The 12845-nt window shown below is 70.6% G+C and carries 9 protein-coding genes; 2 read left to right on the top strand and 7 right to left on the bottom strand.

Annotated features, from left to right (window positions below):
• Positions 1-5: 5 nt before the first annotated feature.
• From ACIBG5_RS37880 to ACIBG5_RS37850, 7 genes are all read right to left on the bottom strand, one after another.
• Positions 6-785 carry an alpha/beta fold hydrolase gene (locus tag ACIBG5_RS37880; protein WP_396396613.1) on the bottom strand — a complete coding sequence of 260 codons (780 nt, stop codon included), beginning with the start codon at positions 783-785 and terminating at the stop codon, positions 6-8.
• Positions 782-1501: an alpha/beta fold hydrolase gene (locus ACIBG5_RS37875; protein ID WP_396396611.1), complete on the bottom strand. Its 720-nt coding sequence runs from the start codon at positions 1499-1501 to the stop codon at positions 782-784. Before ACIBG5_RS37875 ends, ACIBG5_RS37880 begins: the two co-directional genes overlap by 4 nt.
• A 131-nt stretch (positions 1502-1632) precedes the next feature.
• Positions 1633-4230: an ATP-binding protein gene (locus tag ACIBG5_RS37870; protein ID WP_396396610.1), complete on the bottom strand. Its 2598-nt coding sequence runs from the start codon at positions 4228-4230 to the stop codon at positions 1633-1635.
• Positions 4231-4246: 16 nt separating this feature from the next.
• Positions 4247-5503 (bottom strand): ArgE/DapE family deacylase, encoded by a 1257-nt coding sequence (locus ACIBG5_RS37865; protein WP_396396608.1) that lies wholly within the window; start codon positions 5501-5503, stop codon positions 4247-4249.
• A gap of 7 nt (positions 5504-5510) precedes the next feature.
• The gene (locus tag ACIBG5_RS37860; protein WP_396396606.1) at positions 5511-6380 is read right to left on the bottom strand and encodes a phosphotransferase family protein; all 870 of its coding nucleotides are present in this window, start codon (positions 6378-6380) and stop codon (positions 5511-5513) included.
• Complete coding sequence (gene aspS, locus ACIBG5_RS37855) at positions 6380-7669, bottom strand: aspartate--tRNA(Asn) ligase (RefSeq protein WP_396396604.1); 1290 nt, start codon at positions 7667-7669, stop codon at positions 6380-6382. Before aspS ends, ACIBG5_RS37860 begins: the two co-directional genes overlap by 1 nt.
• An 886-nt stretch (positions 7670-8555) precedes the next feature.
• The gene (locus ACIBG5_RS37850; RefSeq protein WP_396396603.1) at positions 8556-10790 is read right to left on the bottom strand and encodes a sigma-70 family RNA polymerase sigma factor; all 2235 of its coding nucleotides are present in this window, start codon (positions 10788-10790) and stop codon (positions 8556-8558) included.
• Positions 10791-11217: 427 nt separating this feature from the next.
• Between ACIBG5_RS37850 and ACIBG5_RS37845 the strand changes: the two genes are divergently transcribed.
• Both ACIBG5_RS37845 and ACIBG5_RS37840 read left to right on the top strand, forming a co-directional pair.
• Positions 11218-11904: a hypothetical protein gene (locus ACIBG5_RS37845; protein WP_396396601.1), complete on the top strand. Its 687-nt coding sequence runs from the start codon at positions 11218-11220 to the stop codon at positions 11902-11904.
• Positions 11905-12037: 133 nt separating this feature from the next.
• Positions 12038-12838 (top strand): SOS response-associated peptidase, encoded by an 801-nt coding sequence (locus tag ACIBG5_RS37840; protein WP_396396599.1) that lies wholly within the window; start codon positions 12038-12040, stop codon positions 12836-12838.
• Positions 12839-12845 lie beyond the last annotated feature (7 nt).

Genomic DNA, 12845 nt, shown 5'->3' with positions numbered 1-12845 from the left:
GGACGTCACCGGGCGGCTTGCTCGATCACCTGAGTGACGGCGGACGAGTGGGACAGGGCGACCAGGTGGGACGCGTCCGGGATCTCGACCGTCTTGGCGTGGGCGCGCTCGGCCATGAACCGTTCGGCCGCCGGCGGGATGGCGTGATCTCCGGTCGGGATCACGGCGTACTTCGGCAGACCGGCCGGAGCCGTTGTCGCGACCGGCTCGTCGAACGCGGCGGCGTTGATCGGACGCTGGGAGGCCCCGAGTACGGCGGCCTGCCGAGCCGGCAGGTCGGCCGAGAACACCCGGTGGAACGCCTCCGGCTTCACCACGAGGTCGACGCCACCGGAGTAGCTGATCGCATTCGTGGTGTCCGGTCCGAGCTCGCTGCCCGGGTACTTCGCGTTCAGCGCGCCGATCGTCTCACCGGCCTGCGGGATGAACCCGGCCACGTAAACGAGCGACTTGACCCCGCTGGTCCCGGCGAGCTCGCTGACCAGGGCACCGCCGTACGAGTGACCGACGAGCACCTTCGGACCCGGGACTGCGGCGAGGACGCCGATCAGGTACGACGTGTCGGCGGCGATCCCGCGGAGCGGCACGGCGGGGACGACCACGGTGTACCCGTCGCGCTGTAGCTTGCCGGTCACCTCCGACCAGCTCGCTCCGTCGGCGAACGCGCCGTGCAGGAGAACGATGGTCGGCTTCGGCTTGTGCTCGGTCTGAGCGGTGGCGGTGGTCGCGCCGGTCAGCAGTACTGCGGCGGTGGCGAGGAGTGCACCCAAGCGACGGAGCTTCATCGGGCCGCACCTGCCTCGACCGCGGTCGCGATGAAGTCGGCGACAGCCTTCGGCTGCGAGACGGCCACGGCGTGCGAGCCGTCGACCTCGATGGTGGTGGCCTTGGCGCGGGCGGCCATGATGCGCTCACCCTCCGGCGGGATCGCTTCGTCGCCGGTCGCGACCAGGACGTGTGCCGGCAGCCGCTTCCAGCTCGCCGAGCCGGCCTTCTCGTCGAACGCCGATGCGGCGATCGCCTTCTGGGTCCGGGCCAGGACGTCCGCGTCCTCGACGTCGGCGGCGAACAGCGCCGGGAACTTGTCCAGCGCGATGCTCAGGTAGGTCTCCTCGCCGCCCTCGGCGGTCGGCAGGGTGTGCGGCACCAGTCCGGCCGGGAAGTCGTTGGCGGGGAAGCTGCCGAGCAGGTCCTGCAGGCTCTCGCCCTCGTCCGGGAGGAACGCGGCCACGTACACCAGGCCGGTCACGTTGTCGGCCTCGTTGGCAGCGGCGGTGATCACCGCTCCGCCGTACGAGTGCCCGACCAGGACGACGGGCCCGTCGATCTCGCGGACCTGGGCGGCGACCCGGCTGCCGTCCAGCGCGGGACCGCGCAGTTCGTTGCTGACCGCCACGGCATTGATGCCGCGACTCGTGAGTTCGGCGATCACACCGGCCCAGCTGGAGTTCTCCGCGAACGCGCCGTGCACCAGGACGACGGTGGGGGTCTTGTCGGTCATTGCTCTCGATCTCCTTCAGGTTTGGCTTGGTAGTAGAAGGAAACCGCGCAGGCCCGCTCGGCCGGATCGACCGAACAACCGAACTTGCCAGCGGTGAACTCAGCCGTGGACGACGGCGGTGCACCCAAAACTCATGCGTTCGGGGGAGGAGTGAATCGCTCCAGCACCAGACGGGTCAGCTGGACCCGCGAGTTGACCCCGAGCTTGCCGAACGCGGACCGCAGATGGGTGCCGACGGTACTTGCGGAAACGACCAGCTCCTCGGCGGCGGACCGGTTGGTATGGCCCTCGGCGACCAGGAGCGCGACCCGGCGCTCCATCGGGGTGAGCGCGTCCCAGCCCTCCTGTGCCCGCGGCGGTACGGCGGACCACCGGCGGCGTCGTACTCCAGCAGCCTGGAGCACCGCCTGGATCCGGCCGGCCGGAGCGGTGGCGCCGAGTGTGGTCAGGGTGTCGAGGGCGTGTTCGAGGGTGGCGATGCCGGTCGAGCGGTCGCCGGACTCCAGTACGGCGCCGCCGTACAGCTCCTCGGCCTTTGCCAGCAGCAACGGCCGGTGCGCCGTACGCAGCATCTCGGTCGCCGCCGCCAGCCGCTCCAAGTCGTCGCCCGCAGCCACCAGTTCCAGCGCCCCGCGGTGCGCTGTCGACGGGGTAGCGGCCGCCTGTTCTGCCAGCCGGTCCTCGGCGCCCGCCTCGACGAGTACATCGGTCCGCTCGGGGAACTCCGGCGGTACGCCGCGCAACCGGGCGGCCGCCTTGGTATCGCCATCCGCGACCGCCAGTAAGGCGTTGATCGTTGGGTCGTGCCCTGCGAGCTCCCGTGCGTGGGTGAGCTTGCCGCGCTGCAGAGCGATCAGCGCGAGCACCTGATGCGCCACCGGAGCCAACGTGCTGTCGTGCAACTGGCTCATCCACCGCAGCCCGGTGTTGGCAGCCTGCTCCGCCTCGGCCAAGTTGCCCGACGCGTACTCGAGCCGCGCCTGCAGCACAGCCAACTGCGGCGCCACCCACGAGTCGCCGCCGCTCAGCAGCTCCCGCACCCGCTCCAACCCACCCGGCAACTCGTCAACCTCAGCGCGGCAGTACAACTCGCCGACCTCGACCAACGCATCCGGCAAGCTCCCCGGCCCGGCGGGCACTCGCCGAGCCTGCACGTAGTACTCAAGGGCACTCGCATACCGCCCGGCCGCCCGCTCCTCCTCCGCCGCGGCCACCAACAGCACTCCCTGAGCAACCGGGTCTTGCGGCGTGCCCGGCGCTTCTGCACCGGCCAGCACGCGGAAGGCCGCGAGGCGCTCGGCGAGCGGAGGCTCCGCGCCCGAGACGGTGAGGTCGCGGACGTCCAGGCGGTTGGTCGGCCATTGGTACGGCGCCAGGTGCAGGCGGACGGTGGCTTGGAGCGTCGGGGAGATCGGACCCCGGTAGAGCACGCTGCCACTGAGCAGGTCGTCCGCGAAGGCCTTGGCGCGCTCGTACTGCCGGGCCGCGAGGAGGATGCTCACGACCTCTTCACCGACCTCGGCGCGCAGCGGGTCGTCGACCAGGGTCAGGTCGAACGCCTCCTGGATGACCTCGGCGGCCGTAGTCGACATGGTCGCCAGCAGGCCGCGGGCCGCCTCGCGCAGAGTCGCGATCGCCGGGGCATCACCGGGCTGCGCGACTGCGAGGACGTGCGGAGCCGCAGCGGCCGCTCCTCGACCGGCCGACATGAGCTGACTGGCTATGGCCCCGTGCAGAGCTCTCTGAGCCGAGGGAGGTACGTCGGCCAGCGCAGCCGACCGCAGGAGCTCGTGGCGGAAGCGCAGTACCGAGCCGGCATCCGTGAGCAGACCGGACTGGATCGCCTCCTCGAGCGGATCGGCCAGTCTGGCCACCGGCTCGGCCATGAGTACGGCGACGTCCTCGAGCCGGAACTCGCTGCCGAACACCGCGGCCGTCCGCACCAGCGTCCGACTGAGCTCCGACAGTCCGCTGGTACGGCGCCGTACACCTTCGACCAGACCGGTGGGGAGCGGACCGGTCGTGTCCGATGCGGTGCCGAGGTACAGGCCGGCGATCAGCTGTTCGGCGAGGAACGGGATGCCCTGGACACCGGCCAGCTGGATGGCGAGGGACGGGTCGACCGGACCGTTCAGCAGATCGGCGGCGATGTCCTGGATGGCTTCCGCGGCGAGCGGTGCGAGGTTGATGGCGTGGATCGGGACCTGGCCGCGGACGGCGTCAGTCAGCTGGTCGGTCACGCCACCGAGGGACGGGCGAGTGGCCACGAGCCAGAGCAGCTGGGAGTCGGCCAGCCGGGCCGCGACCACGCGAAGTACGAAGGCGGTCAGCGGGTCGGACCACTGCGCATCGTCCAGCACGATGACAGCCGGCGTGCCGTCCAACCGGTGACCGATGAGGTCGGCCAAGCGTTCGGCGAGCCAGAGCGGCTGGGTGTTGAGGGTGGCCAGCTCCATGAACTGCGCTGTGTCGACCAGCGGCTCCTTGCCGGCGCGGAGTGCGGGTGCGAGCGAGGACAGCGGGCTGATGTTGTCGGTCTGTTGTGCGGACGCGCCGGCGACCAGGAAGCCATGCCGCACGGCCTGCTCGACTGTGGCGGCCAGCAACGCCGACTTGCCGATCCCGGGCTCGCCGGTGACGACGGCCAGCGAGGACTGCCCCTCAGCGGCTGCGCGCAGCGCGTCCAGCAGCCGTCCGAGCTCCGCCGAACGCCCACGCAACGGCCCCATGGTGGATTTGTACCACTCAGCCGCAGCGGCGGACGGCTAGCAGGGCGTAGGCGCGGGCCGCGTGGAGGACCTCGGACAGACGCACGTGCTCGTCGGTGGCGTGGGCGTACCGCACGTCGCCGGGACCGTACTGGAGTGTCGGGATCCCCGCCGCCGCATACAGCCGGAGATCCGAGCCGTACGGCGCTCCCTTCACCTCGGGAGTCATGCCACCCGCGTGAGTGGCTGCCTGCACCGTGTCCGCCAGCAGGGGATCTCCCTCGGTCAGCAACCCCGAGGCAAACTCACCTCCCGGCCAGCTCACCGCGACAGGATGCTCACGCAGCCAGTCATCCTTCGCGCACGCTTCGGCGATCGCCGCCTCGAAGGCATCCCGCGCCGCCGCCACCGACTCGCCGAGGCGTACGCCGTACCGGCCCTCGGCGACGAGTAGATCCGGGACGGTGCTGGCCCAATCGCCCGCCTCGACCCGACCGACGGACAGCGGGTTCGCCAGCTCGAGATGCGCCAGCAACGGATGCGGATCGCGGTTTCGCTCGGCCTCCAGGACCTGCAGCGCCGACTGGATCACCACGAACTTCTCGACCGCGCTCACCCCACGTGTCCGGGTCGAGCCGTGCGTCGCGAGCCCGGGGACCTCCAGCCGGAAGGTGAGCGATCCGGCGTTGGCCGGGATGACACAGCTCGCGGTCGGTTCGGCGATCAGGCACGCCTCGCCGGTGTGGCCGCGCGTCAGGGTCGCGAACGCGCCCGCGCCACCGTCCTCCTCACCGATCACGGTGTGCACCGCGAGCGGCTTGCGCAGCTCGATGCCCGAGGCAACGATGGCCGCGACTGCGCCGAGAATCGCGGCCACGCCACCCTTCATGTCACAGGTACCGCGACCCCACATCACCCCGTCCTCGATCCGTGCCGAGAACGGATCGCCGTCCGGCCACAACCCGAGCTCACCCGGCGGCACCACATCCACATGCCCGTTGAGAATCAGTCCCGGCGTGCCGTCTCCACCGAGCACCCCCACACAACCCCACGCCTCGTCCCGTGCGACCTCCATTCCGGGAAACTCCGGATCGGCGGTGATTGTCGGCAGGTCGATCGGCCACTTGTCGACAATCAGACCGAGCGTCGCCAACCGCTCCGCACACCACGCCTGGACGTCGCCTTCGGCCGGAGTACCGTCGACACTCGGGATGCGCACCAGGTCACGCAGACCCTCGATGACCCGCGGGTCGTCGACCCCGGCCAGCACCCGTCGCTCCACCTCACTCAGCATGCGCACATCATGCATCCAGCAGTTCGAACACTCGCTGCGCGCCCTCCCGGACCAGATCCTGCGAGAACTTCGAGCGTTCGTGGACGAACTCGGCGATCGTCGCGTACGCCGCCGCTGCGCACACCGCGACCGCCGCCCGCCCACCGGCCTTCAATGCCGCTTCCAGGAACAGTTCGTCGACTCCGGCCTGCGCACCATCGCGTGCCGCTGACGTCGCCAGCGAGACCAGGTCATACGCCCGCGACCCACCGCCCGCCGCCTCGATATCGACGATCCCGGCGATCCTCCCATTGTCGACAATCAAGTTGCCGACGTTGAGATCCCCGTGCACGAGATCGTTGTCGGGCAGGACCTCGCCACGGTGCGGCCGGCACAACTCGGCGTAGCGGTCGAGCAGCTCGGCGACCTCACCGCCGTACGCACGCACCCGGCCCCACACACCGTCCCAGTCCTCGAAGACGACGCCGCTCGACCACCCCGACCAACTCACACCGTCCTCGGGGACGAGTTCGCGCTGCAGTTCGCAGATCTCGATCAGTTGCCGGGCCAGCCGCTCGTCCAGTACCGATGCGTCGCGGAGCGGCTCGCCGGTGACGAACTCCTGCAGCTGGTACGGCGATCCGGCCACGGTCTCGCCCACAGCGAGCCAGGCCGGGGTCGGGTACCCGACCGTTCGTGCCCGGCCGACCAGTTCGGCCGCCCGCCGGACTCGCGGCGCCCAGCCCGGGTCGGCCGTCCACTTCACGACGACCGTGGTGTCGCCGTCGGTGAGCTCGTACGCGCTGGACTGGAGACCACCGGTCAGTTGCCGGACGAGCTGGTAACTGGTGCCTAGGGCAACGTTCAGCTCGGCGACAACTGACGCGGTGGTGTCCACTACGGCGTCAGCCGGTGCAGGTCGCGCGGGAACAGCGTGACCTCGCGGACGTTCTCCGCCCCGGTGAGCCGTGCGACGAAGCGCTCGAGACCGATCGCGAAGCCGCCGTGCGGTGGCATCCCGTGCTTGAACGCCTGCAGGAACGAGCTGTACGCCGGGTCGTCCGGCGACTCACCACGTGCCTCGAGGGCGGCAACGTAGTCGCTGTAGCGATGCAGACGCTGGCCACCGGTGACCAGCTCGACACCCTTGAAGAGCAGGTCGAACGAGTTGGACCAGCGCGGGTCCGACGGCTGCGGATGGGTGTAGAACGGCCGCTTCACCATCGGGTAGCCCTCGACCGCGACGAACTCGCTGCCGTGCTCGCGCAACGCCCACTCGCCGATCGCCCGCTCGTCCTTCGGTGCCAGGTCCGGCTCGTCCGGGTCCGCGCCGGCGATCTTCAGCGCCTCGCTGAAGTGCACCACCGGCACCTCGACCGGGATCTCCGGCAAGGCGACCCCGAGCCGTTCCAGCGCCGGCGTCGCCCGCTCGCCCACTGCGGCCAACATCCCGGCGACGGCCGAGCGCAGTACGGCGAGCACGTCGCGATGGCCCTCGATGAACCCGAACTCCGCGTCCAGCGACACGTACTCGGCCAAGTGCCGGACCGTGTCGTGCGGCTCGGCCCGGAACACCGGTCCGACCTCGAAGACCCGCTCGAACACCCCGACCATCGTCTGCTTGTAGAACTGCGGCGACTGCGCCAGGTACGCCGGGCCACCGAAGTAGTCCAGCGCGAACACGTTGGCCCCGGACTCGGTCGCCGTACCGACGATCTTCGGCGTCTGGATCTCGGTGAACTCCAGACCGTCCATGGTCCGGCGGAACCCGTGCAGCGCCGCGGCCGCGATCTCCCAGCCGGCCCGCACCGCCGGGTGCCGCAGCGCGACCGGCGCGTTGTCCAGTACGACGGGCAGCCCGGCGCCGACCGTGGGTCGCCAGAGCTCGATCGGCGGCGTCGCGGCTGGTTCGGTCAGCGCCTCGATCACCGGGTCGACGATCTCCGCACCGCCGGGTGCCTGCGGGTTGGCGGCGACCGTACCGGTCACCTGGACGACGGTCTCCTCGCCGAGTTCGTCCAGCTGTGCTTGGGTTTCCGGCGCCTTCACGACGATCTGGCTCAGGCCGGATCGGTCGCGCAGGATCAGGAAACTGACGGCGGCGAGCCGTCGTCTTCGGTGTACCCAGCCGGCCACCGTGACGGACTGGCCTACTGCTGAGGGGATCTCATGGCTGAGAATGCGCATCGCTGTTTCACCTCCAGGTCGTTTCTCGTACCCCGGAGGTGTGGGCGAAGGGGAATCTCGCGGTGCCACCACACCTTCACCGGATCGGGCACGTGCCCGAGTCCGGCCTCTTGCCGTGCATCCGCTCGGGAGTGTCTTCGCCACCGCTCCACGTATCGCCTTCACAGCTACCGGCGACTCTCTCGAACGTGGTGTACGGCGCTACTCGGTTCCGTCAACGCGAACCAGACCAGCGTACCGACCCCCACCCCCCACCACCAACCGACTTCCCACCCCGCCCACCCCCGCCCCTCCAGCACCCCGCCCGACCCCGACCGCCCCCACCACCAACCGCCCCCACCACCAACCGCCCCCACCACCAACCGCCCCCACCACCAACCGCCCCCACCACCAACCGCCCCCGGCCCCCGTCTGGTGGGCTGACCCATCCGCGTGCGGGTTGGCCAGTCGCACGCGGTTGGCCAACCCACGGTCTGATGGGTCAACCCATGGGAACGCGAGCTAGGAAGCGACCGACCCGACTGGCTCCCGCCCCCGGCCCCCCGCCCCCGGCCCACCCGGCCCCCGGGCCGCCCGGCCCCCGTCTGGTGGGCTGACCCATCCGCGTGCGGGTTGGCCAGTCGCACGCGGTTAGCCAACCCACGGTCTGATGGGTCAACCCATGGGAACGCGAGCTAGGAAGCGACCGCCCCGACCGGCTCCCGCCCCCGGCCCCCCGCCCCCGGCCCACCCGGCCCCCGGGCCGCCCGGCCCCCGTCTGGTGGGCTGACCCATCCGCGTGTGGGTTGGCCAGTCGCACGCGGTTGGCCAACCCACGGTCTGATGGGTCAACCCATCAGAACGGCAGGGGAGGCGGGGTGGGCGGAGGGGGTCGGGGTGGGGAGGGTTAGCGGCGGGTGGTGGAGGGTGGGATCTTGACGGAGTCGGTGTCCTCGCGGCCGCCGGCCTGGGCGTGCACGGTGATCGTGTTGCTCGAGCCGGTGCCGGGCAGCCATGCGGCCCACTGGGAGTTGAACGGCTTGCGGTAGTTGTCGGTCCAGCAGGTCATGCTGTTGACGTCGGACGACCGCGAGCAGGTCCACCCGAGGTTGAGCGCGGGCACGAACTGCAGGCTGCGGCCCCAGGTGATGTCCAGCGTCACCCGCCGGTCCGTGGCCCCGCTGAGCTGCAGGAACCGGTTGTAGAGGAACGGGTTCGGGTCGGTGCTCGGTGTCGGCGTGACGATCTGCAGCAGCGACTCGTCCGGCTGGATCCCCGGCAGTACGTCGGAGTCCGTGTCGCTCACCAGCCCGGCCGTCGCCGCCACCGTGAACGTCCGAGCCGCCGCCGGGCCGTCCTCGGGTACGTCGAAGTTCGCGGGGAGTGGAGCCGGCTTCGCGGGGGTGAGCGACGTACAGGTCTTCGTCGAGGCCGAGCACTTCCAGCCCGCGGGGTTGCCGGTGATCGGCCACTCCAGCGCCGAGCCGTAGCTCAGCTTCAGCGTCACGCTGGTCCGGTCCGTGCCCGGGGCAACGGTCAGGATGCGGTGGTGGACGTCCGGGTCCGCCTTGCCTGCGACGATCTTCAGCAGGTTCTCGTCGGTCCGCGGCGGTGCGGTCAGCGTGGCCGAGTCGTCGTCGTACAGGCGGCCGGTCTTGGCCGAGACGGTGAAGGTCCGGTCGGCCGCCGAGCCGCCGGTCGGCGTCGCGAACGAGACCGGCAGTGGCTGCGGCGCGGAGGAGTTGTCCGCCGTACACGTGCCGGCGGCCTCGTCACACGTCCAGCCGCGAGGGTCCCCGCTGAGCGGCCAGTGGAGTGCGGAGCCGTACTTCAGGCCGACAACGATCGGGTCGGCGTTCTGCGCCGGGGCCGTGATGGTGATGATCCACTGCTCGGAGGCCTGGCTTTGCACCCCACCGGCCCGCGTCGTGGGGCTGCTACCGCCGCGCGGCGCACTGATGGTCAGCAGGCCCTCGTCCAGGATCGGTGTCGTCGGCAACGGTGGAGTCGGTGTGGTCCCTGGCGGAGTCGGAGTGACGCCGGGCGTCGGCTCCGGTGACGTCGGCGCGGTCGTCGGGGGTGCGGTGGTCGGAGCCGTCGTCGGCTCCACGGTCGGTGGCTTGACCGTCGGCGGCGTGGCCGGTGGCACCGTCGGAGCTGTCCCCGGTGGCTGGGTGGGTTGCTGGCTCGGCGGATTGCTGATCGCCGCCGGGGGAGTGTCGTTGCCGGTCAGCGCCATCGCCGCGAGCACGGCCGCGACCGCGACGACCACGACCGCTCCGGCGCCGACCGCCGTACGCGTGCTGTTCTCGGTGGCCTTCTTCCAGCCCGTGGCCAGGAAGCCGACGAAGCCGACCTTGGCGCCGGACGCGGCGGCCAGGTAGCCGAGACCCGCGGTGCCCAGCAGGGCCGGGGCGAGCAGCGCCGGCAGCGCGCTGTTGACCTCGACCAGTTCGAGGTAGACCGCGGTGCACTTCGCGCAGTCGTCCAGGTGCTCGCGGACGTTGCGGTTCTCCCGCTTGGTCAGGCCGCCGCGGACGTACGCACCCAGACGCTCGGTGGTCCAGCGGCAGCGATCCCCGGCGACGTCGGCCAGGTGCTGCTGCAGGTAGGCCTGGCGCAGACCCTCGCGGGCCCGGTAGGCGAGCGCGGACACGCCGTTCGCGGTCAGGCCGAGCAGGGGAGCGATCGCGGCCGGCTTCTCACCCTCGACCTCGGTGTGCCAGAGCACGGCCTGCCACCGCTCGGGCAGGCTCGCGAACGCCTTGGCCGCCGCGCCGCTCTCGAAGCCGGTCACGGTCGGGTCGTCGAAGGTCTCCGGCTCCCGCTCGTACGCCGCGATGTCGTCGGTGGCCTGCACCTTGCGGCCGGACCGGATCCGGTCGACGTGCACCCGCCGTACCGTCGTCAGCAGGTAGGCGCGGAACGAGATGTCCGGGCCGCCGCCGGAGCGGAGCGCGTCGAGCACCTTGGCGAAGGCGTCGCTGGCCAGGTCGTCGGCATCGTTGGCCGGGACCAGTTGGCGGGCCATCCGCTCGGCCGCGTGGTGGTGCCGGCCGAACAACTCGCCGTACGCCTCGAGGTCGCCGTTGCGGACGCGAGCGATCAGTTCGGCGTCGCTCGGTCCTTCCGGCGTCTCCATCGGTCTCCCCCGTGGTCTGTGGTCACGACTGTCCGTACGACGGCGTCACCGTCTGTCACATAGTTGCCGAGGACAAGGCTCCCACGTGGGACGGGCTGTGCGCATCTTCCCGGCGCACCTTTCCTGACGAGGACGCCCACGCGGAAGTTACGCGAAAAAAGTTCTCCGAATCCGCGTCATGAACTTCGCGGCCCGCTGTCTCACCTCCGGAACGACGCTTCCGGCCGCCCGGTCGGGAGACTGACGGGGCTGTTTTTCGAGGAGGGCCATGTCGCTGTTCGCGGATCTCCGCAGACGGTTCGACCTGCGTCCGGCCAAGTCCCTGAACCTGGCGGGGTCGCCCGCACGGAACCGGCCGGAAGCGTCGTCTCCAACCGATCAACCGTGCGGGCGGAGGGAGCCGCACGGCACAGCTGGCCCCGACGCGATGAGCTGTCCCGAAAGAAGCACCGACCACAGCGCCTACCTCGCGATCGCCGAGGCGCTACGGGACGGTGCCGATGTCGTGCCTGCGAGCGACGAGGTCGGCCGCCAACTGGCGGCCGACGGAGTCTCGTTGCTCGAGGCACTTGATGGGCTGAGTGCGCTGTACCGCTCGATCGCCGGGGGCGAGCCGGCTTTCGCCGCGGTACGCGCACTCAGTTCCAGCTGGGCCGAGGCCTCCCTCGTCTACCTCCACTCGCTGTCCTGCGAGGACCCGCTGACCGGGCTGTCCAGCCTGGCGCACCTGCGGTCCCGGCTCGGCGAGCTCTACCGAGAGGCGGAACTCCGTGGAACTTCCGTACCGCAGACCCACGCACTGGTGGTTGTCGAGCCGCTCAATCCCCCGGGCACCACGCCGTTCGACCGCGAGCTCCGGCTGGTCGACGTGGCGGAGTGCCTGCGGATCGTCTTCTGCGGCGGTGACGTACTGGGCCGCGTCGGCTCACACCGTGCGGCGGCGCTCGTCGGCCGCGAGCCGAACCTGCCGGAGCAGGTCGCGACGGTACGAGCCCTGATCACCCAGTGGCGGCTGGACACCGACGTACCCCAGCTGGCCCGGATCTGGATCGAAGGACTGCCGAGCAGCGACGAGATGTCCGGGCGGGTGCTCGACGAACTGGCCAGACCTTAGGGACCTGCGTCCGGACGCCAACAGGGGGGTGCCCGGACGCATGAGACCGGCGGCGGATCGCTCATCACGGGGTGAGCGATCCGTCGTCGCTCGTCCCGTGGTCGTTGTCGGTGGCCCTGTCTAGGCTGGTGCCATGTGCGGAAGATACGCGTCCAGCCGGGACCCGTCGGACCTCGTCGTCGAGTTCGAGATCGAGGCCGGGAACGTGCGCGAGTCCGTGCAGGAGCTCGCAGACAACTACAACGTCGCGCCGACCGACCAGGTGATCGCCGTGGTCGAGCGGAAGAACCGCGAGCAGCCCGAGGACACGGTCCGCAAGCTGACCACGGTCAAGTGGGGACTGGTGCCGTCCTGGGCCAAGGACACCTCGATCGGCAACCGGCTGATCAATGCCCGGATGGAGACGGTGGCGGAGAAGCCGGCCTTCAAGAAGGCGTTCGCCACCCGGCGCTGCATCCTGCCCGCGGACGGGTACTACGAGTGGTACACGGCCGAGGAGAAGGTGAACGGCAAGCCGGTCAAGCAGCCGTATTTCATCCACCCGGCCGACGGCAGTGTGCTGGCGATGGCCGGGCTGTACGAGATCTGGCGGGACAAGTCGGTCCAGGACGCGGACTCCGACGAGGCCTGGCTGTGGACCTGCACGGTCCTGACCACCTCGGCCACCGACGACCTCGGCCGCATCCACGACCGGATGCCGCTCCTGGTCGAGCGCGAGCGGTACGACGCCTGGCTCGACCCGCTGTCGTCGGATCCCGACGACCTGCTCGACCTCCTGGTCCCGGCCGCGCCCGGCCGGCTGGAGGCGTACGCCGTGTCCAAGGCGGTCAGCTCGGTGAAGAACAACGGACCGCACCTGGTCGACCCGCTGCCGCCCGACGGCGCCGACCCGATCGACAAGCCACCGGCGCCCGAGGAGACCACTCTCTTCTGACCCACCC

The organism is Kribbella sp. NPDC050241, assembly GCF_044459685.1.
Lineage (GTDB): Bacteria > Actinomycetota > Actinomycetes > Propionibacteriales > Kribbellaceae > Kribbella.
Note: the sequence above shows the minus strand (reverse complement) of the source record. Positions and strands in the feature narration are given on the sequence as shown.